This is a genomic window from Ruegeria sp. C10, assembly GCF_056537805.1.
Genome location: NZ_JBQFSC010000001.1, coordinates 75,035 through 96,029, shown reverse-complemented (window position 1 = coordinate 96,029; position 20,995 = coordinate 75,035). Strand labels below are relative to the sequence as shown.

The window sequence follows — 20,995 nt, the reverse complement described above, 5'->3', positions numbered from 1 at the left end:
ACCGGGGCCACGTGAAACGCATTTAACTTGATGCAACGCCCCGATGCGCCAATACTTGGCCCATACAACTGGGGAGTTCATTGATGCGACTGAAATTGCTTACATTGTTTCTTGGCACCGCCGGGGCCCTGGCGGCGTGCGGACCTGCACCCACACCCCAACAACAGGCTGCCCGACAGCACGAGATCGCCTGCCTGAGTGGTACCATAGGCGGCGCCCTAATCGGTGGAGTGATCGGCAATCAATTTGGCGGTGGTTCAGGCAAGACCATCCTGACGGCGGCGGGCGCCGCTGCGGGTGGCGTGTCTGGCGAACGTTACGCGTGCTGAGGAGATTTGAGATGAAACGAGTATTGATTATCACCACCGCATTCCTGATGGCTGCTGCTGCAAACGCCGAGACCGTCGCAGAACTGCACGAGGCCGAGTTGAATAACATCGACACCAACAATGACGGCTTCCTGTCCAAGGACGAATTCAACGCCTTCTCGGACTATGCATTTCAGGCAATGGACGAAGACAAGAACGGCACTCTGGGCCTGAGCGAAGCAAAACCGTTTTTGGATATCAAACAGTTCGAAGCCGTTGACCGGGATGGCGACAGTCTTATCTCAAAGGCAGAGTATGTCAGCCAGATGCAGAGCGATTTTGACGCTGCGGATAAGGATGGCAACGGTCTCTTAGATTAAACGCCAACTTGGTTGGCAGGAGCATGTCATGAATAAATGGATCTGCCTCGGTAGCCTGGTGGCTTTGGCCGCATGTGACGTACAGCAATCCCCGGTGATCAGCGGCCCTGATGGTCAGGTGCAGATTCAGATCAATACCAGCGGTCTGACCTGTTATGAAAATCGGTGTCTCGACATCAATCCGTCGGCCCGTAGCGTGCGGTCCGTCGGCACCCGTACGATCAGAATTCCGGGCAATATCAATGTCAGCGACGGCACAATCACCCCGGCAGAATTCAAGCAGCTGGGAACGGCAACATTGCTGGCCGGTGGGACGGGTTCACGCGGAGACCGTTAGCAGGCTGTCCATCTTACGCGCCAGCTTGGCGTCTTGTGCAGACAGACCGCCAACATCATGGGTCGACAGGACCACCTCTACCGTGCGGTAGACATTCGACCATTCGGGGTGGTGGTTCCATTTCTCGGCCCAGATCGCCACCTGCGTCATCCAGCCAAAGGCGGCGACAAAATTATCGAAGATGAAGGTCTTGGTGATCGCATCGCGGTCTTCGACCATGGTCCAGCCATTTCTGAACAGCGGGTCCAGCAGCGGGCCGCGGGTCTCGGTTGACAGAAGTTCGGTCATTGCTGTTCCTCCGGGTTCGATTTCCTGAACGGGCCATAATCCGTCAGAATCTCGATCTCTTCTCCCACTGCGTGGGACTCGGCGTCCAGATATTTCTGAACCGCATCAGCAAAACCCGGATCGCCAACCCAGTGCAAGCTATGCGTGCGGGTTGGCAGATAGCCGCGCGCCAGCTTGTGCTCGCCCTGCGCACCGGCCTCAACCCGCGCCAGACCTTCCGCAATGGCAAAGTCGATCGCCCTATAATAGCACAGTTCGAAATGTAGACATGGGTGATGTTCGACACAGCCCCAATACCGGCCATACAGCGTTTCCCGCCCGACAAAATTTAACGCACCGGCGACGGGGTATCCATTGCGTTCGGCCAGCACCAAGGCGATGTCATCCGTCATGGTTTCCTGAGCGATATCAAAGAATTGTCGCGTCAGGTAGGGCGAGCCCCATTTTCGCGCGCCGGTATCCTGATAGAACCGCCAGAATGCGTCCCAATGCTCGGGTCGCAGATCATCGCCGGTGATTGTTCGAATCTGCCCACCGAAATCACAGGCCTGCGTGCGTTCCTTCTTGATATTCTTGCGTTTGCGCGAGGACAGCGCAGCCAGAAACTCGTCAAAATCGGCGTAATCATCATTGAGCCAGTGAAACTGCTGCGAGTGGCGGACCATCAGGCCCATCTGCTCACCTGCCAGCGCTTCGGCCTCGGTGCAGAAAGTAGCGTGCAGCGAGGAAATTCGATTCTCGGCGGCCAGTTGCACCGCTCCTTGCACCAGCGCCGAGATCCCGACAGCATCGTAGCCGGGTCGCACCAAAAAACGCCTGCCAGTCGCGGGTGTGAAGGGCACCGCGATCTGCAGCTTGGGATAATATCGCCCGCCCGCGCTTTCATAGGCATGAGCCCAGCTATGGTCGAAGATGTATTCACCTTGGGAGTGCGACTTGGCAAACATCGGGGCTGCCGCAATCAGCATCCCGTCCAGATAGGCTGTTAGGTATTGCGGCTGCCAGCCGGTACCACGCCCGACCGAGCCGCTTTCTTCCAGGGCATGCAAAAACCGATGTGTCGTGAACGGATCAAGCGGTCGCCCGCCATCGGCAACCTCGGGGCAGGCGCAACTGTCCCAGTCGCTCGCGGAAATCTGCGAGATCGATGTCAGAACCCGAACCTCAATCTGTGCCTGATCCATATCCCCTCCGCGCTGCACCTTTATCTGTGATCGCGCGCGCCGGGATCAAGCGGGATGTTCGGCCAGATAGCCTTCGAACGTAACATTATCGGCAACCTTGCGTGCCTCTGCTTCTTGTTCAAGCGAGCGCACGGTCCAGCACAGGATCGGCACACCCTGTGCCTTCAACTCAGCGACCCGGGGGCGGTCAAGATCGATGACTTCATGGCTGATAAAGCTGGCTCCAACGCGGTCGAAATCCGGGATGTTGCGCAGATGATCGCAGACGGCTTGCGGCAGAAGCTCGACTTTGGGCTCGTAAGAACTGGTAACGAGACCGCGCGGCAAATGTGGCGTAAGGCGTGCAATCTCTGCGACTGAATGCGGGTTGAACGACATCAGCGCGACCGGGCCTTCATAGTCTTTCAGTGCGCTTACAACATCTGCTTCCAAAGCGCCGATATCGGGGCCCATTGCACCATCTTGATCCTTCAGCTCGATGAGCAAGGGCACCCGTCCTGCAACAATGGCCAGCACCTCTTCCAGCGAGGGGATACCTTCACCGTCAGAATGCAGAAGCGTCTGGGCCCGCGCTTGTGTTTCGGTGATCTGTTGGATCGGTCCGGGCTGCCCGGTCAGACGTGTCATGTCATAGTCGTGAAACACCATGGCCCGATTGTCACGGGTGCGTTGCAGATCAATCTCGACCCCATAACCGGCGTCTATTGCGGCACGAATGGCGGCCCGGCTATTCTCGGGCCGCTGATCAGAAATGTCATGCAGCGCGCGATGTGCTATCGGGCGCTGCAGGAACTCAGACGGAAGGGACGGTTTCATTGAACCTCGAAAATACCCTCGATTTCAACGGCAACACCCAAAGGCAATGAGGCTGCGCTGACGGCCGAGCGCGAATGACGACCGGCGTCGCCCAGCGCTTCGACCAGGAAGTCGGAGGCCCCGTTGATCACCTTCGGCTGTTCTGTGAAATCAGCGGTCGAGTTTACAAAACCGGTCAGCTTGATCACGCGCACCAGCTTGTCGATATCGCCACCACAAGCCGCTTTGACCTGAGCCAACAGGTTGATGGCGCAGACTTTGGCTGCAGCGGCGCCTGCCTCAACATCCATATCATCACCGAGCTTACCAGTGATCAGATCATCCGCCTTGGAGATCTGGCCCGACACGTAGACAATGTTGCCGATGCGCACGAAAGGAACGTAGTTCGCTGCCGGAGCAGGTGCGTCCGACAGGCTGACACCCAGGCTGTCCAGTTTTGCTGCGATGCTCATATGATTGATCCTCATCTCGTAGTGATTCAGCGCGGACGCTACCCGGGAAAACCTGTTTCCGAAAGCGGGAAAGCGGGATTTTTCCCATTGCCTGCAAACTGGGCAGGTCTTCTCTTATTCAGGAAGTGTTGAATTCGTGTCACTTTACGTCGCCCCATCGGCTGAGGTAAACGCGAGTTGTTGTTTCAAATCCTGCGCGAAACCTCTATGTGAGACCAATTGCGCCACCAAGGGTGCAAAGGCTGTATTGATTGAAGGCCCGGATACCGCTGGGCAATTTTCGGAGTAACGAAGACAGTGCCAAGTTACATTCGTCTGAAGCACCTGATCATATTCGCCATCCTGACGGTCCTATCGGCATGCGCGACGCAGCCTCAGGACGCAGCGGCGCGGGGTGAGATTTTTGACCCCTATGAAGGGACCAACCGGGGCATTCACAAGTTCAATCTGGGTGTGGACCGATTCCTGTTCCGACCGGCCTCGAAAGGCTATGTGAAGATCGTACCAGATCCGATGGTTACCAGTTTCAATCACTTTGCCGAAAACCTGACGATGCCCGGGCAGGCGCTGGACTATCTGCTGCAAGGCAATCTGAAACAGTCCGGCAATGCGCTGCTGCGCTTTCTGATCAACTCGACCGTGGGCGGCTTTGGCCTGTCAGCCCCGGCTGATGAGCTGAACCTGCCGCCTGTTGATACTGATTTCGGCGAAACCCTGCATGTCTGGGGCGTGGGCGAAGGTGCTTATGTGGAACTGCCCTTCTACGGCCCGTCCACCGCGCGCGATGCGGTCGGCGTTGTGGTCAACCTGTTCTCGAATCCGATCAACTTTAGCCCGACCCGCCCGGTCGACAATATTGGTGTCTATGCCGAGGTCGTGCGGCGGATGGGAGATCGCGGTCGGTTCTCGGATACAGTTGATTCGATTCTGTACGAAAGTGCAGACAGTTACGCGCAAGCGCGCACGATCTACCTGCAAAATCGCCGCTTTGAACTGGCAAGGGATGATGAAGACGCCTATCTGGGTCTGTATGACGATCCCTACGCCACCACCGGGACCGACCCTGTCAGAGACCCCTATCTTGACCCGTACGAGGACCCCTATGCCGAATAACCTGTTGAACCGACGCCGTTTTGTGGCCACCGCCCTGACCGGGATGACAGTTGCCGCATTGCCTCTGCCCGCGTTCGCGCTGACCGAAGCGCAGGCCAAACAGCTGGTCAACAGCGTTGTGGCCGATATCACGCGTATCATTGACTCGGGTAAATCCGAAAATGCCATGCTACGTGATTTTCAAAAGATCTTTGTGCAATACGGTGATGTGCCGATCATGGCCCGCTATGCGCTGGGGGCGGATGCACGCACAGCCTCATCCGCACAGCTGCGTCAGTTCACCAAAGCGTTCGAAGGCTATATTTCGCGCAAATATGGTCGCCGGTTCCGCGAGTTCATCGGCGGTGAGGTCACCGTGCGTAACGCGCGCAAGATCAAGACCGGATACGAGGTCAGAACCTCGGTCAAATTGCGCGGATCATCCCCGTTCGAAGTGACATTCCTGGTGTCCGACAAATCGGGCCGTGGCAAGTTCTACAACATGTTCATCGAAGGTGTAAATTTGTTGCTGACCGAGCGCACAGAGATTGGCGCAATGCTGGATGCGCGCGGCGGCGACCTGAATCGCCTGATCAAGGATCTGAAAAAGACTGGCTGATCAGAGGTATTTCCCTACGCCGGCCACCGCTCGACCCGTTCGCGCGGTGGCTTTTTTGTTCAGGTTGCAGGCTTGCGCGCGATCTGGCTGACATAAGACATGTAGCCAAAAAACGTGTTTGCAGACACACGCGCCCGGGCCTCGGATTTCAGCGCCTGTGCCGTTTCAGGCGCCAACAACCCGGTCTCGGCCATTCGATCCGCACCACGGTCGATAACGGTCAGAAAGTAAGTCGCCTCTCCTTCGGCCACATAGCCGTGCCCCCGGCGACGACCCATTTCAAACCCGGCTTGGGTCAACACCCCGCCAATCTGGCGCATGATCCAAAGGTTGGTAACGTTCTGATTGATCATGAACCGGACAAGTTGATCCAGCGGGTCATAATCCGCAATCTGCGCTGTGGCGGTGTCATAATCTCCATCGCAAATCGCGAAAATCCCACCGGGTTTCAGTATCCGAAACGCCTCGGACACCACATCCTCGGGGCCGGGCACATGGCACAACAGGGTATGTGCCAGAACAAGGTCGACGGAGCCGTCTTCAAGGCCGGTTGCTTTGGCATCGCCAATCTCGAATACAAGATTGCGTTCGTTGGCAAAGCTGTTTCGGGCACGTTCGACCATGACCGGTGAAGGCTCGATACCCAGCGCGCGCGTCACCCCGGCGACCGACAGCAGCTCTTGTGTGATGTGCCCGGTGCCTGATCCCAGCTCAACCGCGAAACCGCCCTCCGGAATAGGCAGATCAGTTAGATAGCTATCCCTGATTTCTTTCTGCGCCGGTTCCAGACACCGGGCTTCCATCGCCTCGGCGATACGCTCCTGAACCGAGATTTCCTGCCCGGCCAGATCAGAATACGGATCGGACATAGCGCGCCTCCCTTCGCTATGTCCCAGGATAGCATACTCAAATTAACCGGCCAAAACCGACAGGCGTTGCTGTGGCCCCCACCAAGGCGGCGCGGGCCATCCGGCGCTAGTTCAGCCGTTCACCGGTTTCCTTGGCGAAATACGACACCTTGCTCATATCAAAGGCGAGGTTCAGCATCTGGCCCGCCTGCGCGCTGGTTTCCGCGTGCAGCCGCGCCGTGACCTGCCTGCCACCCAGTTCCGAGACCACATAGGTATCGGCCCCGGCAGGTTCGACCATATCGACCATGCAGGTGGCCTCCTGCACGCCAGCCCCGGCGCGGAATCCAGCCTCAGCGATGTCTTCCGGGCGCAGGCCAAGGATCACATCCTGTGGCAGCGACAGGTCCCGTGCATCGTTCAGAACCAGTGTTTCACCGGATTCGCGCGCGATCGAGATCTGCGTTCCCGAACCATTGTTCGATGCCTGTGCCGGGATCAGGTTCATCGCAGGTGAGCCCATGAAGTCAGCCACAAACAGGTTGGCTGGGTTGTTGTAGATCTCGGCCGGTGTTCCGATCTGCTGCACGATCCCGCCTTTAAGCACGACGATCTTGGTCGCCAGCGTCATCGCTTCGATTTGGTCGTGGGTCACGTAAACGATCGAAGCGTCCAGCGTCTGGTGTAGCTTCTTGATCTCGGTCCGCATCTCGACACGCAGCTTGGCGTCAAGGTTCGACAGCGGTTCATCGAACAGGAACAGCTTGGGGTCGCGCACCAACGCCCGGCCCATCGCGACCCGCTGACGCTGACCACCCGACAGTTGGCTGGGGCGGCGGTTCAGCAATGGCTCGATCTGCAGCAAGGAGGCGACGTCTTTCAGCTTGGCTTCCTGCGTGGCCTGATCGACCCCGCGCACTTTCATGCCGAAGGTGATGTTCTTGGCCACCGACATGGTCGGGTACAAAGCGTAAGACTGGAACACCATCGCGATGTCGCGATCCTTGGGGCTGACATGGGTCATGTCGTTGCCGCCGATGGACAATGTGCCACCGGTGATCTCTTCCAGTCCCGCAATGCAGTTCAGCAGCGTAGACTTACCGCAGCCCGAGGGGCCGACAAGCACCAGGAAGTCGCCCGGTTCAATCGAGATGTTGATGTCTTTCAGAATCTCGGTCGCGCCGTAATTCTTGTAGAGTTTGTTGATATCAAGGATGGGAGCCATGGGTCTTATCCCTTCACAGAGCCAGCGGTCAGGCCGCGGATGAAATACTTACCGGCAACGACATAGACGAGCAGCGTCGGCAGCCCCGCGATGATCGCGGCGGCCATGTCGACGTTGTATTCTTTCACGCCGGTGGTGGAGTTTACGATGTTGTTGAGCGCAACGGTCACGGGCTGCGTTCCCGCCTGGCTGAACGACACGCCGAACAGGAAGTCGTTCCAGATCTGCGTGAACTGCCAGATCACGGTCACCACGATGATCGGCAGCGACAGCGGCAGGAAGATCGACCAGAAAATTCGCAGGAAGCCTGCACCGTCGACACGAGCGGCCTTGGTCAGCTCGGCCGGAATGGTGACATAGTAGTTGCGGAAGAACAGCGTGGTGAAGCCCAGCCCGTAGATCACATGGACAAAGATCAGGCCCGGAATGGTTCCGGCAATCCCCATCATACCCAGCAGACGTGCCATTGGCAGCAGAACAACTTGGAACGGGATGAAGCAACCGAATAGCATCAGCGAGAAGATGATATTGGCCCCTTTGAACCGCCATTGCGCCACGACATAACCGTTCAGCGCACCCAACAGGGTCGACAAAAATACCGCAGGCACCGCGATCAGGACCGAGTTCCAGAAATAGGGCCGCAGACCTTCACACTGGATACCGGTACAAGCGCCGGACCATGCGGTTTTCCAGGCGTCGAAGCTGACCTCTCGCGGCAGCGAGATCAGGCTGCCGGTGCGGATTTCCTCAAGGCTTTTCAATGATGTCGTCAACATCACGAAGAGCGGCATCAGGTAATACAGTGCGAACAGACCAAGCAGGACATAAAGCAACCAACGCAGGGCAATCTTGCCAGTGGCGCTTTGGGTGCGGGTTTGTGTTTGGGGCATCGACAGATCAGTCATTTTTCGCCCTCAGCTCTGAGTAAAGATAGGGAACCACGATGGCAAAGACGACCAGCATCATGATCATCGCGGACGAGGCTGCTTGACCAATATCGCCGCGCGAAAAGGCCATGGCGTACATGTAAGTAGCGGGCAGATCGGTTGCATAGCCCGGACCGCCACCTGTCAGGGCGATGACAAGGTCGAAGCTTTTGATTGCGAGGTGCGCCAGCACGATGAAAGCAGACAGGAAGATCGGTGCCATCGAAGGGATGATGATCGCCGTATAAATGCGCCACGTGGGGATGCCATCGACCTGTGCGGCCTTGATGATCTCGCCATCGACCGAACGCAAACCGGCCAAAAACAACGCCATGACGAAGCCGGAACTCTGCCAGATCGCGGCGATCACGATAGTGTAGATCGCATAGTCAGGGTTCACCAGCCAGTCGAATTCGAAATTCGGAAAGCCCCACCCCTGCACCATGGATTCGATGCCGAGCCCTGGGTTCAAAATCCACTTCCACGCCGTACCCGTCACGATCATCGACAGCGCCATTGGGTACAGGTAGATCGTGCGAATGGCCCCTTCGACGCGGATCTTCTGATCCAGCAGGATGGCCAGTAACAGGCCCAGTATCATCGCGATCACGATGAAAAGCGCACCAAAGATATACAGGTTGTTGATCGCCGTATCCCAACGGGGTGAGTCAAACAGGCGTTCGTACTGAATGAAGCCCTTGATCTCGTATTTCGGCAGTAGTTTCGATCGGGTTAGCGACACCCATGCGGTCCATCCGATAAATCCGTAGACAAAGATCAATACGGCGATGAACGACGGTGCCAGCACCACCTTGGGCAGGTGGTTTTCCAGCCATTCGGACATTTTAGCCTCCGGGGAAAGATGCTCTGCCCCGCATTATAGGGGGCAGAGCGTATTGGATCAGTAGCTGTTTGCCACTGCGTCCGCCAGTTGCTGAACCGCGTCAGCTGAGGACATATCCGAGTTGAAATGTGCGGTCACAACATCCGTAATCGCACCGGCCTGCGACCCGCGCAGCGCCATACCATGGGCATAAGACGGCAGCAGCGAACCGCCTGCCGAGGTCGAACCCATATCTTCGGCCGAGATCTTGGCACAGATGTCAAACGCATCAAGCGCCACATCAGTCCGGGCTGGGATCGAACCCTTGTTCAGGTTGAACACCTCCTGGAAGTTCGGGCCGACAATCAGTTTGGCCAGCAGTTCCTGACCGGCGCGGTTGTCGTCACCTTCCACTTCGAACATGGCAAAGCTGTCGACGTTATAGAGATAGCCGTCGCCGGGGGTCGAGGCGCACAGGAAATCTTCGCCGGGTTTCTTGCCTGCCGCAAGGAATTCGCCCTTGGCCCAGTCACCCATGATTTGGAAGGCTGCTTCGCCATTCATCACCATGGCGGTGGCAAGGTTCCAGTCGCGGCCTGAGAAGTTTTCGTCCACATAACCGCGCAGGGTGCGCATCTGATCAAAGACCTGAACCATGGTGTCCGAGGTCAGCGCCTCGGGGTCGAGATCGACAAAGGCTTTCTGATAGAACTCGGGGCCACCCAGTCCCAGCGCAACCGCTTCGAACACTGTGGCGTCTTGCCACGCCTGACCACCATGGGCCAACGGGATCACTCCGGCAGCCTGCAGTTTTTCGGCAGCGGCGTTGAACTCTTCCCAAGTTGTGGGCATTTCAATGTCGTTGGCGGCCAGAACGTCAGCATTGGCCCAGATCCAGTCGATGCGGTGCACGTTCACAGGTGCTGCGCACCACGTACCTTCGCACATCATGTGGCCTGCAATCGATGCTGGCAGCACATCGGCCCAGCCTTCGGCTTCTGCCACGGATGAAATGTCTGCCAAAACGCCCTCTTCATACCATTCCTGAATGGCAGGTCCTTTCAGCTGAACAGCAGTCGGCGCGTTACCCGCAAGAACCCGGGCCCGCAGCGCAGTCATGGCCGCATCGCCGCCGCCACCTGCGACCGGCATATCGGTCCATGTGCCGCCGTTCGAGGCGAACTCTTCCTGCAGAACCGCGACCGATTTCGCCTCACCACCGGATGTCCACCAGTGCAGAACTTCGGCCTTTGGTTCAGCCACAACAGCCGACCCGGCCACTACGGCCAAGGTCGACACGGTGGCAAATGCAAAACGCTTCATTTTTTGTTCTCCTCCCTGAGAATTCGGTGCCACCCCAAGGGCGGCCATAGGTGATATAGCGCTAACGGAATGCCGCATGGCAACGCAGAACGCGATGCAATATCCTGACAAGGTGGAAATTTTCACCGCTTTTGTTACCCCGTGTTACGTTGGCCTCGAATCCGTTTCCATTCGTTACAATTGGCGGCGACGGAGAACCCTGAGGAGGAGAAACAGAGTGGGCATTCCCCGGCTCCTGGTGGTGGATGACGATTCGGAGATGCGGTCGATGATGACCCAGTTCTTTCAGCAGAACGGGTATATTGCTCTGCCTGCCAGTTCCGAAAGTGAAATACGCACGCATCTAACCTCGGGGCGGATCGACCTGATCCTGTTGGACGTGATGCTGGGCGATGAAAACGGCGTCGAGATCTGTGCCCGGTTGCGGGCCGAACAGGATGTACCGATCATTCTGGTCTCGGCCCTGTCGGCGGATCATCAGCGCATGGCAGGATATGAGGTTGGAGCAGACGATTACATCGCCAAACCATTCAACCCGCAACTGTTGCTGGCCCGCGTCCGTGCGGTGATGCAACGCGCCCGACGCACGCCTTCGCTGGCATACCGCCGCCGCACGCGCACCTTTCACTTTGACGGCTGGGTCTTTGACGGCAAACGGGACGAGGTGCATTCGCCCGAAGGCTATCTGGTTTCCCTGTCCCAACGGGAGACCGCCCTGTTGAAGGTTTTGCTGGCGAACCCGCATATTCCGCTGACCCGTGATGAGATCGCCGCCGCACTGGATGTAACCGGTGAGGCCGACAAGCCTGAGGCGCAAGGCCGTGCCATAGATATGCTGGTGGGGCGGTTGCGGTCGAAAATCGAGGCCAACCCGAAAGACCCCCAGATGCTGCGCACCGAGCGCGGTGTTGGCTATCTGTTTACCGCTGACGTTATGGTGGATGAGGACGCATGACCCTGCGCCTGCGCAGTATTGGGTGGCTCTGGACCCTGTCCGCCTTTGTCGCGGGGCTGGTGGCTGCCGGGATGTGGTTCACCTCGGCACAGGCTTGGAACCGGTATCAGACCGCAGCATTTGTTGCCGGTTTCACCATATACGAAGACTTGCGAACGGGGATGGCGCCGCCACCCGGCCTATTGATCAACCCATTGCCAACCGAGGCAGCCGCGCTTGCTGATAGGGGAGCGTTCCAGCAAATGCCCGGCTTTGCGGATCGCCGCTTTGTCACCAATCTGTCGATTCTGACCGACAGTTCAGCCCCCCTGAGTGGCCGCGAATTGACGCTTGCGGTGTTATCGGATCGACTGGTCTATCCGGTTTCAGACATCGTATCTGGCAGCGATCAGACCGGCCCCGAGAAGATGGGGAACCTGACCCGCCTGTTGGCCACATATTGCAGCGAACCTATCCTGATCGCGCAATTCGGGCGCGGAGTCTGGCAGCAAGTCGACGGCACCGAAATCTGGGGCTGTAAGGCTGCGCCGGTTGATCTGCGTTTGCCCGCGATATTGCTGGGAATTGTGTCCTTGGCGGTGCTTCTGACCTCGGTCGGGAATGTTTCTGACAGTTTCGCACGCTTTGCTCAGGCACTTGGTGACCGCCGACGTCGCGGCGGGCCGCAAAGCTATGACGCGGACGGGCCCGAAGAGCTGCGCGATATCGTGACTGCGGTGAATGATCACCTGGATGCCGAACGTGCGCAGCTTGAGAAACGCGCCATTGTACTGTCGGGCGTCAGCCACGATCTGGGGACACCTGCAACCCGCGTCCGGCTGCGTGCGGCGCTGATTCCCGATGGCGAGTTGCGCGAAAAGCTCGAGGCCGACGTGGACCAGATGACCGGCATGATAGAAAGCGTGCTTACTTACACGCGATCGGAACTCAGCGTCGAGGAACCGCGCCAGATATCGCTGACCTCGCTGGTTGAGTCGCTTGTGGCCGATTATCAGGATATGGACCGGCCTGTGTCGTTGAAAGCCGTTGATCCCGTTGTCGTCGAAAGCGCGTCGTCTGTTTTCATGTCACGCCGTGGGCATGCGTCGCTGCCGGAAACGCGGCGCATCCTGGTGACGGGTCAGCCCATCGCATTGAAACGAGCTTTGTCCAATCTGATCGATAATGCCCTGAAATACGGTCGTCACGCCGAGGTTGAACTGGAAACCGATGCTCAGACCGCCACGATCGTCGTCGAGGACAAGGGCACCGACCTATCGGTCGCGGATATCGAGGCGCTACTGGCACCGTTCCAGCGCGGATCAAACATCGGATCTTCGGACGGGTTCGGATTGGGCCTGACAATTGTCAGCACCGTTGCCGAACAACATGGCGGAACGCTGAGTTTCGAGGCCGGAGATCAGGGTCTGCGCGCCCGACTACAGATCACACGGCAATAGTCATGGCGCATAGCTGCGCACCAAGGCGCTGGCGATCAAGGCCCAGCCATCAGCGATGACGAAAAACGCCAATTTGAACGGCAGCGAGACCGTAGCCGGGGGCACCATCATCATTCCCATCGACATCAAAACCGCTGCGACAACGAGATCGATTATCAGGAAAGGCAGGAAAATCAGGAACCCGATCTGAAAGGCCCGCGCGATTTCCGACAACATGAAGGACGGCATCAGCACGGATAACGGGGCCTCGGGCGATAGTTGGATCGCAGCATCATCCGGGCGCAGGTCTGCCATGGCCTGAAACGTGTCGGCATCAATACGCGCTGCCATAAAACTGCGAAACGGCACCAGCGCGCGTTCCAGCGCAGGCTCTACGTCAAGCGTTTCCTCGACCATCGGTTGAATCCCGGTCTCCCACGCCTCGGTAAAAACCGGCTCCATGACGAAATAGGTCAGAAACAGCGCCAGACTGACGATCAACATGTTTGGCGGTGACTGCTGCAAGCCGATTCCTTGCCGCAGGATCGCCAAAACCGTGATCAAAAACGGGAAACAGGTGATCATGATCGCCAGTCCCGGTGCCAGGCTGAGCACCGTGATCAGCAAAATCAACTGGATGGTCCGGGCCGAGATCGACCCGCCCTCGCCCAGGGACAGCGACAGTTCTTGCGCCGCGCCACCGGAGGGTATGACCAGCAAAAATGCCAGCCAAAAAAGGTAGCGCATCATCCGATCCCGTTCTGCAGATCCGAGATTTCGGTCAGCCGTACAGCCAGTTGCCCGGCCTGATCGCCCTCCATCTCTTCCAACAGACCGCGCGCGACCAATTGATCCCCGACATAGAGGTCAACCGGATCCTCGATCCGCTTGTCCAGTGTCAGTACGGCATTTTCACCCATGCTCAACAGGTCACGGATCAAAGGCCGCGCACGCCCGACCGAGACGGTGACTTCGATCGGAACAGTCTCGAACGGGTTGGGTTTTTCGGGTTTCGGTAGTTGAGGATCACTCATTTGACAAAGCCTCTTTTGCTTCAAACAGATATGCGTCGAACGCTGCAGCAATGGATGAGAGCAAGGCAGCGCAGTCCACCTCGCGTTGGGCGATCCCCACCTGCAATCGCGCCTGTCCCGGCTGGAGCGAGACATCCTCGATAACCTGGGGACGCGGCGAGATATCCTGCGGCAGCATCGCCTCGACCTGATCCGAAGTGCCCGCCGGAACAGTCAGCTGCAGTGGCTGGCCGACCTGCTCACGCGCCATGTCGCAAAGCTGCTCGGTCAATCGCTTCGCAAAGCCATGCTCGATCGTCTCAGGCAGAATAGTCTGAACCAGGCTGTGGAACATCGGTTCCAGCGACAGGGTCATGCGGGTCAATGCTTCTTGATAGGTAAAGGACAGGTCGGATAACGTCGCCGACAGATCGGAGCTTAGCTGTGTGCCAGTCTGTTCCTGCGCCTGAACCGCATCTTCCCAGCCCGCCCCATAGCCTTGTTCAAATGCAGCAAGCCGCTGTTCTTCCAGTGCGTCTTCATCCAGTAGATGTACGGCCACCCCAGCCGCAGGGGCGGTGAAGTCTTCAAGAAGATGAGCGATCGACATCACACCTTCTCCTCGCCTTCTTCAAGCCAGCTGCGCAGGATCTCTACCGTCTCTTCCTGCTTGTCGCCGATCATGGCGCGCAAACGGTCGACAGGATCTTCCCCACGCGCAGCGGCAATCGCCGGAACATTCGGCTGCGCCGCATCCGCGAGCGGTGCAAAGTCCGGCGCATCTGCGGTCGCAATTTCCCCGGTCAGGGAAGGCGCTGGGGCGACCTCGACCGGTGCACCTGCTGGCAGCAGCGCCGATGCCGCAGATTTCGTCAGAATCGGCCGTATGACAAACAGACCCAAAACAAGGGAAACCAGCGCCAAAACCACCATCTGGATTAGCGACATAGCGTCGATATGCATGTTCTGCCAGATCGACCCGGACACCAACTCGCCCTGGGGTTCAACCATGGGCAAGTCGAGCGATTTCAGTGTGATGACGTCGCCGCGTTCAGCATCAAACCCGACCGCAGAAGCCACAAGCTCTTGCAGTGCATCAAGCTCGGGCTGCGGCATGGGTTCAAAAATTTCGACGCCATCTGTACCTGCCGCTCGTACACCATTGACCAGCACCGCGACAGTCAGACGTTTGATCGCACCTGGCGCGCGATGAACTTCCAACTCGGTCTCTGACACCTCATAATTCACCCGTTCGCGGGTCTGAGTGGCATTCGAATTGGATTCATCGCCTCCGGCCCCGTCGCCATCCGGCAGATTCGACGCCACTGTCACATCCGCCGACTGATTACGCGCACTGTCCGACTGTTCTTCAACATCCGTGCTGATCGCAACACGGCCTTTGGGGTCAAAGCGACGTTCCCGTATAGACTCGGTTTCGGTCACCGTATCTACGCTGACCTCAACCACCGCGTTGCCGGCCCCGACCCGGGCTTCGACCAGACGTAGAACTTTCTCACGCAATTGGCGCGCCTTATCATCTGCAGAATCGGCTGCCACCGCCGTGTCCTGCGCGCCAATCACGGCCCCGTTCGAATCAATCACAGTGACGTTTTCCGGTGCCAGCCCGCTAACCGCCGACGCCACTAAAAACCGGATCGCCTTTGCCTGATCTCCGTTAATAGGTGCACCCGACGGGACCAGATAAACCGAAGCGGTTGGCGCTATGCTGCGCTGAAACGGGTTGGAGGAGCTGTTGGCGATGTGCACCCGGGCCTTGCTGACATGCGGGCTGCCCACAATCGTGCGCGCCAGCTCTCCTTCTTTTGCGCGCCAATAGGCGGCATCAAACATCTGCGACGTAGTGCCAAAGCCGCTGAGCGAATCCAGCAGTTCGTAACCACGATTGCCGTTCGCAGGCAGGCCCTCGCTGGCCAAAGTCATCCGCAACTCATCCCGCTGAACGCCGGGGACGTAGATCGAGCCACCCCTTATTTCATAGTTCACACCACGCTGGTCCAGCGCCCGCACGATATCCCCGGCTGCACCGCTTTCGAGCCCCGCATAAAGCAGCGTCATCGACGGCGCTGTCACAATCCGTGACATCGCAAGCACACCCAGAAACACCAGTGCCACGGCACCGGCCACGATAATTTGTTTGCGCCTGTCCAAACTTGCCCAGACAGTTCCGATCTGCTGCACGCTTACCTCCGACTCACCGACATTCTGTGCGGCTCTGCCCTTGTTTGGACGATTGCCCTTAACAATCGGTTAGTCCCTGAGGGGTTATGACGGTTGCCGAACAGATTCATGAGGACGGCATGACCGACGCAACTGCAGATGAGGCGGAAGCCCCTAAAAAATCAGGGAAAAAAGGCTTTCTGCTTGGGCTGATTCTGGCTATCGCGGGCGGTGTTGGCGGCTATTTCATAACTGCATCCGGCCTGCTTCCCATAGGTGGGTCCGAGATGGTGAAAGAGGCCAAAAAGAAAGGCGAAGACGCTTCCGTAAAGGCACTTCCCGATGTGAAATTTGTCGATCTTCCGCCGGTGATAATCTCGGTCAAGTCAGATGATTCGCGACATTTGAAATTTCACGCGCAGCTTGAAGTGAACGCGGGCTACGCCGCCGAGGTTGAAAAGATGCAGCCGCGAATCATGGACGTTCTGAACAGCTATTTGCGCGCCCTTGAGTTAACCGATCTGGAAGATTCTCTGGCTTTGATGAGGATCCGCGGACACCTGCTACGACGCATTGGGATCGTCGTGGGCGAAGGCCGCGTGCGTGACGTTCTGGTCATGGAATTTGTACTGAATTAGGAGGCGATGGTGGAGTTGATTGCCGATATTCTGCTGGTTGCGGGCGCTCTTGGGGCTGGTCTGTATTGTTTCGTTCTGTCGCGACGCCTGAAGCGGTTTACCGATCTTGAGAAGGGTGTGGGTGGCGCCGTTTCCGTGCTGTCCTCGCAAGCAGAAGAGTTGCGAAAATCGCTGGATAGCGCGCGTCAGGCTTCGGATGATTCCGGCACCGCGTTGCAGACGCTGACCGAACGGGCGGAAACCGTCGCACAACGGTTGGAGCTTATGATGGCCTCGATGCACGATGTCGTTCAGGAAGAGCCCTCTGAGCCGGAAGTTCCCATGGATCAGCCAGATGACGCACCTGCTGAGGACAGGTCTGAGCAGCCCGGCGAAGCACAAGAAACTGCATCCGATCCGTCTGGTGAACCAACTGAGGTTTCGACTGAGCCATCGGAAGCACCACCAGAGCCGCCCGCAAAGAAACCAGAAGGCCTGATGTTCTTTCGTCACGCCGCACCATCTGGCGGAGCAGCGAAATGAGTCGCAACCGGGCAAAAGCGCCGGATCGCCGAGCGCGGGGCGGTGTTCTGACCGTCATTTCCTTGCTGATGGTCGGCTCTGCGATTATTCGCATCGGGCTTGAGGCCGGGCCTGCACTTGCCCGCGGCGCAGAACCAAACATGGCCTCGCCGGTCGGTGGTGAACGCAAAAAGGCGAATGCGGCAGATCTACAATTGCTGCTTACGGAACTATTGCGCCGTGAAAAGACTCTAAACCAGCGTGAAAGCACGATTTTGGACCGGGAACGGGCGCTCGACATTGCCGATCAGGCCATCGAAACCCGGCTCACCATGCTGGAGGACGCCGAGAACGCTTTGCGTGAAACGGTGGCGATTGCCGAAAAGGCCGCCGAAAACGATCTGACACAACTGACTGACGTGTATCAGAGCATGAAGCCCAAAGATGCCGCCGCGTTGTTCGAAACGATGGACGCGGTATTCGCCGCTGGCTTCCTGTCTCGCATGCCACCGGAAGCTGCCGCTGAAGTTATGGCCGGTCTCAGCCCCGAGGCTGCTTACACCATCAGCGTGATCATGGCCGGACGCAATGCACGTGCCCCACAGGAATGACCCTCATGGCCATATCTATCTGCACCCTCAACGCTGGAGACCTTTCATGATCGGGCTCATCGGAATTGCCGTCATCTTCGTCATGGTATTCGGCGGCTACCTTGCCGCAGGCGGCAAGATGGCCATCATTATGAAATCACTGCCCTTCGAGATGATGATGATCGGAGGGGCCGCAGTCGGCGCATTTCTGATCAGCAATGATATCGGCGGCGTAAAACACACTGCCAAGGATATCGTGAAAGTTTTTAAAGGACCCAAATGGAAGCCCGAGGATTATCGCGATCTGTTATGCTTGTTATTCTCTCTGATCCGGATCGCACGCGCGAACCCGGTCGAGGTAGAGCAGCACATTGAAGAGCCAGGAAGCTCATCGCTATTTTCCGCATATCCCAAGATTCAAGCCGACAAAGAAGCGGTGGACCTGATCTGTGACACCATGCGCTCGGCGGCGATGAACTATGACGACCCGCACCAGGTTGAGGAGGTGCTGGAGAAGCGGATGGAGGCGAACTTCCACCATGCCATGCATTCAAGCCACGCGCTGCAAACCGTTGCTGACGGGTTGCCCGCTCTGGGGATCGTGGCCGCCGTTCTGGGTGTGATCAAGACGATGGGATCAATCGACCAACCACCGGAAGTCCTAGGTAAGCTGATCGGCGGCGCGTTGGTTGGGACGTTTCTGGGGGTTTTTCTGGCTTATGGATTGGTGGGTCCTTTCGCGGGCAAGCTGAAATCTGTTGTCGAAGAAGACAACCACTTTTACCAACTCATCAAAGAGGTTCTGGTGGCTAATCTTCACAACCACAACGCGGCCATGTGTATTGAGGTCGGCCGCCAGAACACACCGACCCACAACCGGCCCGGTTTCTCGGAACTTGAAGACGCGCTTAAGGAACTCAAGCAGGCTGCAGCATGATCCGCGCATTGTCTTTGGTCTTGCTCGCATGGGGCACAAGCGCGTCAGCACAGGCTTTGACCGTGCGATCGGGCGAGCATGAGGGATACACGCGTCTGGTGGTACAGGTCCCCTCTGGCACCGGTTGGATGTTGCATCCGGTCGAGAACGGCGCGCGGCTGAGCATTGGCATCGATAATGCGACATTCAACACTGCAGCTGTCTTCGGCCGTCTGTCGGGGAACCGTCTGCAATCGCTTCAACAGGTCGGGCCAGGTGCAGCGTTGGAGATGACTTTTGGGTGCGACTGCGTGGCAACGGCATTTCTGCATCGCCAAACTATGGTTGTCATAGATATCGCACCCGGCCAGGGTACACCTGCAAGTGACCCGGTAGAGCCAGAGGCGCTTCCCAGGATTGCAAGTATCCCGGCCCAAAAACCCTTACCTACTGATATTCCAGCCACCGAACTGGCCTTGCCTTTGCTGCAACTAAATCAACGAAATTTTGAGGAGCAGTTAGCATCACGTATATTGCAAAGCGCTGATCGAGAGGTTGTTGATCTTGAACTGGCAGGTGTCGGACGCAGGGAATCGTCCAGTTTTGGTCCGCTGCGATCTTCGGAAAAGCTAGTGCCAAATCTGCGACTGTCTTCGGTGCTCGATGAGGTTTCGGGGCTGGGCAATCTGGCAGTTCCTCAGATTGATAGCAAACCGGAATGTATCACGAACAGCGAACTGGGTTTTGAGACATGGTCGGGCGCTCGATCATTTTCCGAGGATGTGGCCGAATTGCGGGTCGGGCTATTTCAGGAATTCGATCGTGTCGACCAGGCTTATGCAATGGATTTGGCGAAGCTCCATACGTATTTCGGGTTCGGTGTAGAAGCGCACCAAGCCCTGTCTTTGTTGTCGGAGACCTCGGTTGAGCAGCGCAGATTAGCGGCCATCGCATCAGTGATGGACGGGTTGCCTGCACCGACGCCGAACCCTTTGGAAGGGCAGCAAAGATGTGATGGTGCCGCCGCACTCTGGGCGCTTTTGAGTGAGGGTAAACTTCAATCCGATGCGCATGTGAAAGCGATCGAACGCAGTTTTGGTCGGCTGCCGTGGCATCTCAGGCAACATCTCGGCCCGGATATCGCCGAGATGTTTGTCTCGGCAGGCCGGCTTGAAGCATCGCGCCGGATCTTGCGTGCGGTCGAACGGATCTTAGAGGACGAACCCGCTGATGTAACCTTTGCCCAAGCCAAAATCGCGGATGCTGCAGGGGATACCGATACCGCGGAAACGCTGTTGACCGAGGTCATATCGGCGCCCGATGCCGCGACCGATGCGCCGTTGGCACTTGCGCGGTTGATCGAAAAGCGGTGGTCGGACCGGGGTACGGTCTCGCCCCGCGACCTCGATTTAGCTGCAAGTTATGCGCGCGAGCTTCGGAAGTCCGAACTTGGCCCGATGTTGGCGCGTGCTCACGCTTTGGCGATGGCTTTGTCCCAGGATTTTACCGGAGCTCTTGCCGGTTTTGAGGATGTCTCAGATTCCGACGAATGGCAGAGGACACGAGATCAGGTGTTCCAATTGCTGGCGGAGCGGGCGGACGACATTACTTTCCTGCGCCATGTGATGGAATTGAAGGACAGGCGACGCAACGCGCTGGCGGTCGAAACTGCCGTGTCCATGGCAGAGCGATTGGCTGACCTTGGGTTTTCAGCGCAGGCTTACGCGCTGGCAAACCGACCGCAAGATCGGGAACGCAGCCGTGATCGTGCTCGGCTTCGGGCAAAGGCGGCTCTGTTGGGCAACCGTCCCCGTCAGGCGCTGCTGGAAATCGCGGACGATTCCTCGGACACCGCGCAAGAGTTGCGCGCCCAGGCCATGATGCAAACACAGGATTTCGATGCCGCCGCGCGCGCATTACAGGCAGGCGGGAAGCACGAGATGGCCGATCGATACAACTGGTTGGCGGGCTCCGGCGGTGCGGATGAAGAGAGGTCAAACACTTTCACCGATTTGTCCCGCATCCGAACATCCCTGATCGAGCCCGTTGCGCGGCAGCCGGACAAGCCGTTGTCGGACGCCGCAATGCTATTACAGGACAGCACCATCGCACGCGCGCAGATCACTGAAATGCTTGAGACAGTGCGCGCAATCGACCCGAACTGA

Annotated in this window: 25 protein-coding genes; 12 read left to right on the top strand and 13 right to left on the bottom strand. The window is 57.8% G+C overall.

What is annotated here, in order from left to right:
* The first annotated feature begins 83 nt into the window (after nt 1-83).
* From ACR0DE_RS00465 to ACR0DE_RS00455, 3 genes are read left to right on the top strand one after another with little or no spacing between them, the layout of a single operon-like run.
* Nucleotides 84-329 carry a glycine zipper 2TM domain-containing protein gene (locus ACR0DE_RS00465; RefSeq protein WP_170394802.1) on the top strand — a complete coding sequence of 82 codons (246 nt, stop codon included), beginning with the start codon at nt 84-86 and terminating at the stop codon, nt 327-329.
* Between the two features lie 11 nt (nt 330-340).
* The gene (locus ACR0DE_RS00460) at nt 341-688 is read left to right on the top strand and encodes a CREC-EF hand family protein (RefSeq protein WP_170426101.1); all 348 of its coding nucleotides are present in this window, start codon (nt 341-343) and stop codon (nt 686-688) included.
* 28 nt (nt 689-716) lie between these two features.
* The gene (locus ACR0DE_RS00455; RefSeq protein ID WP_170394808.1) at nt 717-1,025 is read left to right on the top strand and encodes a hypothetical protein; all 309 of its coding nucleotides are present in this window, start codon (nt 717-719) and stop codon (nt 1,023-1,025) included.
* On the opposite strand, the gene ACR0DE_RS00450 is transcribed toward ACR0DE_RS00455, so the two are convergent.
* The 4 genes from ACR0DE_RS00450 to ACR0DE_RS00435 are packed head-to-tail and all read right to left on the bottom strand — an operon-like array spanning nt 1,008 to nt 3,765.
* Nucleotides 1,008-1,313, bottom strand: a complete 306-nt coding sequence (locus ACR0DE_RS00450) for a 4a-hydroxytetrahydrobiopterin dehydratase (RefSeq protein WP_170394812.1) — start codon at nt 1,311-1,313, stop codon at nt 1,008-1,010. The genes ACR0DE_RS00455 and ACR0DE_RS00450 overlap by 18 nt on opposite strands.
* A complete protein-coding gene (locus tag ACR0DE_RS00445) occupies nt 1,310-2,497 on the bottom strand; it encodes a GNAT family N-acetyltransferase (protein WP_223117220.1) in 1,188 nt (395 codons plus the stop codon). Before ACR0DE_RS00445 ends, ACR0DE_RS00450 begins: the two co-directional genes overlap by 4 nt.
* 45 nt (nt 2,498-2,542) lie before the next feature.
* A complete protein-coding gene (locus ACR0DE_RS00440) occupies nt 2,543-3,313 on the bottom strand; it encodes a glycerophosphodiester phosphodiesterase family protein (RefSeq protein ID WP_170408532.1) in 771 nt (256 codons plus the stop codon).
* Nucleotides 3,310-3,765: a RidA family protein gene (locus ACR0DE_RS00435; protein WP_170394820.1), complete on the bottom strand. Its 456-nt coding sequence runs from the start codon at nt 3,763-3,765 to the stop codon at nt 3,310-3,312. The genes ACR0DE_RS00440 and ACR0DE_RS00435 overlap by 4 nt, the downstream gene beginning before the upstream one ends.
* Before the next feature lie 297 nt (nt 3,766-4,062).
* Here ACR0DE_RS00435 and ACR0DE_RS00430 point away from each other — a divergent pair, with 297 nt between their 5' ends.
* Both ACR0DE_RS00430 and ACR0DE_RS00425 read left to right on the top strand, forming a co-directional pair.
* Complete coding sequence (locus ACR0DE_RS00430; protein ID WP_170394822.1) at nt 4,063-4,878, top strand: MlaA family lipoprotein; 816 nt, start codon at nt 4,063-4,065, stop codon at nt 4,876-4,878.
* Nucleotides 4,868-5,476 (top strand): MlaC/ttg2D family ABC transporter substrate-binding protein, encoded by a 609-nt coding sequence (locus ACR0DE_RS00425; RefSeq protein WP_170408534.1) that lies wholly within the window; start codon nt 4,868-4,870, stop codon nt 5,474-5,476. The genes ACR0DE_RS00430 and ACR0DE_RS00425 overlap by 11 nt, the downstream gene beginning before the upstream one ends.
* Before the next feature lie 59 nt (nt 5,477-5,535).
* Here ACR0DE_RS00425 and ACR0DE_RS00420 read toward each other — a convergent pair whose 3' ends face one another.
* The 5 genes from ACR0DE_RS00420 to ACR0DE_RS00400 all read right to left on the bottom strand — a co-directional run bounded on the left by ACR0DE_RS00420 (nt 5,536) and on the right by ACR0DE_RS00400 (nt 10,621).
* Entirely contained in the window at nt 5,536-6,345 is an 810-nt protein-coding gene (locus ACR0DE_RS00420; protein WP_480751043.1) for a methyltransferase domain-containing protein, read from the bottom strand.
* Between the two features lie 106 nt (nt 6,346-6,451).
* The gene (locus tag ACR0DE_RS00415) at nt 6,452-7,549 is read right to left on the bottom strand and encodes an ABC transporter ATP-binding protein (protein WP_480751041.1); all 1,098 of its coding nucleotides are present in this window, start codon (nt 7,547-7,549) and stop codon (nt 6,452-6,454) included.
* 5 nt (nt 7,550-7,554) lie between these two features.
* Nucleotides 7,555-8,454: a carbohydrate ABC transporter permease gene (locus ACR0DE_RS00410; RefSeq protein WP_170514078.1), complete on the bottom strand. Its 900-nt coding sequence runs from the start codon at nt 8,452-8,454 to the stop codon at nt 7,555-7,557.
* Complete coding sequence (locus ACR0DE_RS00405) at nt 8,447-9,319, bottom strand: carbohydrate ABC transporter permease (protein ID WP_480751038.1); 873 nt, start codon at nt 9,317-9,319, stop codon at nt 8,447-8,449. Before ACR0DE_RS00405 ends, ACR0DE_RS00410 begins: the two co-directional genes overlap by 8 nt.
* Nucleotides 9,320-9,376: 57 nt before the next feature.
* Entirely contained in the window at nt 9,377-10,621 is a 1,245-nt protein-coding gene (locus ACR0DE_RS00400) for an ABC transporter substrate-binding protein (RefSeq protein ID WP_480751036.1), read from the bottom strand.
* Nucleotides 10,622-10,838: 217 nt separating this feature from the next.
* Between ACR0DE_RS00400 and ACR0DE_RS00395 the strand changes: the two genes are divergently transcribed.
* Nucleotides 10,839-11,576, top strand: a complete 738-nt coding sequence (locus tag ACR0DE_RS00395) for a response regulator transcription factor (RefSeq protein ID WP_170408540.1) — start codon at nt 10,839-10,841, stop codon at nt 11,574-11,576.
* Complete coding sequence (locus tag ACR0DE_RS00390) at nt 11,573-13,015, top strand: sensor histidine kinase (RefSeq protein ID WP_480751032.1); 1,443 nt, start codon at nt 11,573-11,575, stop codon at nt 13,013-13,015. The genes ACR0DE_RS00395 and ACR0DE_RS00390 overlap by 4 nt, the downstream gene beginning before the upstream one ends.
* Here the strand turns inward: ACR0DE_RS00390 and fliP are convergent, their stop codons facing one another.
* From fliP to fliF, 4 genes are read right to left on the bottom strand one after another with little or no spacing between them, the layout of a single operon-like run.
* A complete protein-coding gene (gene fliP / locus ACR0DE_RS00385; protein ID WP_480586391.1) occupies nt 13,016-13,744 on the bottom strand; it encodes a flagellar type III secretion system pore protein FliP in 729 nt (242 codons plus the stop codon).
* Nucleotides 13,741-14,028, bottom strand: coding sequence for a FliM/FliN family flagellar motor switch protein (locus ACR0DE_RS00380; RefSeq protein ID WP_480751028.1), 288 nt, complete (start codon nt 14,026-14,028; stop codon nt 13,741-13,743). Before ACR0DE_RS00380 ends, fliP begins: the two co-directional genes overlap by 4 nt.
* On the bottom strand, nt 14,021-14,617 hold the full coding sequence (locus ACR0DE_RS00375; protein WP_170802617.1) for an ABC transporter ATP-binding protein: 597 nt from the start codon (nt 14,615-14,617) through the stop codon (nt 14,021-14,023). Before ACR0DE_RS00375 ends, ACR0DE_RS00380 begins: the two co-directional genes overlap by 8 nt.
* Nucleotides 14,617-16,206 (bottom strand): flagellar basal-body MS-ring/collar protein FliF, encoded by a 1,590-nt coding sequence (fliF, locus tag ACR0DE_RS00370; RefSeq protein ID WP_480751026.1) that lies wholly within the window; start codon nt 16,204-16,206, stop codon nt 14,617-14,619. The genes ACR0DE_RS00375 and fliF overlap by 1 nt, the downstream gene beginning before the upstream one ends.
* Before the next feature lie 119 nt (nt 16,207-16,325).
* On the opposite strand from fliF, the gene ACR0DE_RS00365 reads away from it, so the two are divergent.
* The 5 genes from ACR0DE_RS00365 to ACR0DE_RS00345 are packed head-to-tail and all read left to right on the top strand — an operon-like array spanning nt 16,326 to nt 20,995.
* On the top strand, nt 16,326-16,823 hold the full coding sequence (locus ACR0DE_RS00365) for a flagellar basal body-associated FliL family protein (protein WP_480591566.1): 498 nt from the start codon (nt 16,326-16,328) through the stop codon (nt 16,821-16,823).
* Between the two features lie 9 nt (nt 16,824-16,832).
* Nucleotides 16,833-17,345: a DUF6468 domain-containing protein gene (locus ACR0DE_RS00360; protein ID WP_170802619.1), complete on the top strand. Its 513-nt coding sequence runs from the start codon at nt 16,833-16,835 to the stop codon at nt 17,343-17,345.
* A complete protein-coding gene (locus tag ACR0DE_RS00355; protein ID WP_480751023.1) occupies nt 17,342-17,935 on the top strand; it encodes a MotE family protein in 594 nt (197 codons plus the stop codon). Before ACR0DE_RS00360 ends, ACR0DE_RS00355 begins: the two co-directional genes overlap by 4 nt.
* Before the next feature lie 46 nt (nt 17,936-17,981).
* Nucleotides 17,982-18,851 carry a flagellar motor stator protein MotA gene (gene motA, locus ACR0DE_RS00350; protein ID WP_170426076.1) on the top strand — a complete coding sequence of 290 codons (870 nt, stop codon included), beginning with the start codon at nt 17,982-17,984 and terminating at the stop codon, nt 18,849-18,851.
* Nucleotides 18,848-20,995 carry a hypothetical protein gene (locus ACR0DE_RS00345; RefSeq protein ID WP_480751021.1) on the top strand — a complete coding sequence of 716 codons (2,148 nt, stop codon included), beginning with the start codon at nt 18,848-18,850 and terminating at the stop codon, nt 20,993-20,995. The genes motA and ACR0DE_RS00345 overlap by 4 nt, the downstream gene beginning before the upstream one ends.

Excerpts from the sequence above, each read along its gene's own strand:
- ACR0DE_RS00465 (WP_170394802.1), top strand. The coding sequence starts at position 84 with ATGCGACTGAAATTGCTTACATTGTTTCTTGGCACCGCCGGGGCCCTG.
- ACR0DE_RS00445 (WP_223117220.1), bottom strand. The coding sequence starts at position 2,497 with ATGGATCAGGCACAGATTGAGGTTCGGGTTCTGACATCGATCTCGCAG.
- ACR0DE_RS00345 (WP_480751021.1), top strand. The coding sequence starts at position 18,848 with ATGATCCGCGCATTGTCTTTGGTCTTGCTCGCATGGGGCACAAGCGCG.
- ACR0DE_RS00375 (WP_170802617.1), bottom strand. The coding sequence starts at position 14,617 with ATGTCGATCGCTCATCTTCTTGAAGACTTCACCGCCCCTGCGGCTGGG.
- ACR0DE_RS00450 (WP_170394812.1), bottom strand. The coding sequence starts at position 1,313 with ATGACCGAACTTCTGTCAACCGAGACCCGCGGCCCGCTGCTGGACCCG.
- ACR0DE_RS00415 (WP_480751041.1), bottom strand. The coding sequence starts at position 7,549 with ATGGCTCCCATCCTTGATATCAACAAACTCTACAAGAATTACGGCGCG.
- ACR0DE_RS00425 (WP_170408534.1), top strand. The coding sequence starts at position 4,868 with ATGCCGAATAACCTGTTGAACCGACGCCGTTTTGTGGCCACCGCCCTG.
- ACR0DE_RS00365 (WP_480591566.1), top strand. The coding sequence starts at position 16,326 with ATGACCGACGCAACTGCAGATGAGGCGGAAGCCCCTAAAAAATCAGGG.
- motA (WP_170426076.1), top strand. The coding sequence starts at position 17,982 with ATGATCGGGCTCATCGGAATTGCCGTCATCTTCGTCATGGTATTCGGC.
- fliP (WP_480586391.1), bottom strand. The coding sequence starts at position 13,744 with ATGATGCGCTACCTTTTTTGGCTGGCATTTTTGCTGGTCATACCCTCC.
- ACR0DE_RS00460 (WP_170426101.1), top strand. The coding sequence starts at position 341 with ATGAAACGAGTATTGATTATCACCACCGCATTCCTGATGGCTGCTGCT.
- ACR0DE_RS00405 (WP_480751038.1), bottom strand. The coding sequence starts at position 9,319 with ATGTCCGAATGGCTGGAAAACCACCTGCCCAAGGTGGTGCTGGCACCG.
- ACR0DE_RS00455 (WP_170394808.1), top strand. The coding sequence starts at position 717 with ATGAATAAATGGATCTGCCTCGGTAGCCTGGTGGCTTTGGCCGCATGT.
- ACR0DE_RS00390 (WP_480751032.1), top strand. The coding sequence starts at position 11,573 with ATGACCCTGCGCCTGCGCAGTATTGGGTGGCTCTGGACCCTGTCCGCC.
- ACR0DE_RS00420 (WP_480751043.1), bottom strand. The coding sequence starts at position 6,345 with ATGTCCGATCCGTATTCTGATCTGGCCGGGCAGGAAATCTCGGTTCAG.
- ACR0DE_RS00410 (WP_170514078.1), bottom strand. The coding sequence starts at position 8,454 with ATGACTGATCTGTCGATGCCCCAAACACAAACCCGCACCCAAAGCGCC.
- ACR0DE_RS00400 (WP_480751036.1), bottom strand. The coding sequence starts at position 10,621 with ATGAAGCGTTTTGCATTTGCCACCGTGTCGACCTTGGCCGTAGTGGCC.
- ACR0DE_RS00435 (WP_170394820.1), bottom strand. The coding sequence starts at position 3,765 with ATGAGCATCGCAGCAAAACTGGACAGCCTGGGTGTCAGCCTGTCGGAC.
- ACR0DE_RS00440 (WP_170408532.1), bottom strand. The coding sequence starts at position 3,313 with ATGAAACCGTCCCTTCCGTCTGAGTTCCTGCAGCGCCCGATAGCACAT.
- ACR0DE_RS00380 (WP_480751028.1), bottom strand. The coding sequence starts at position 14,028 with ATGAGTGATCCTCAACTACCGAAACCCGAAAAACCCAACCCGTTCGAG.
- ACR0DE_RS00355 (WP_480751023.1), top strand. The coding sequence starts at position 17,342 with ATGAGTCGCAACCGGGCAAAAGCGCCGGATCGCCGAGCGCGGGGCGGT.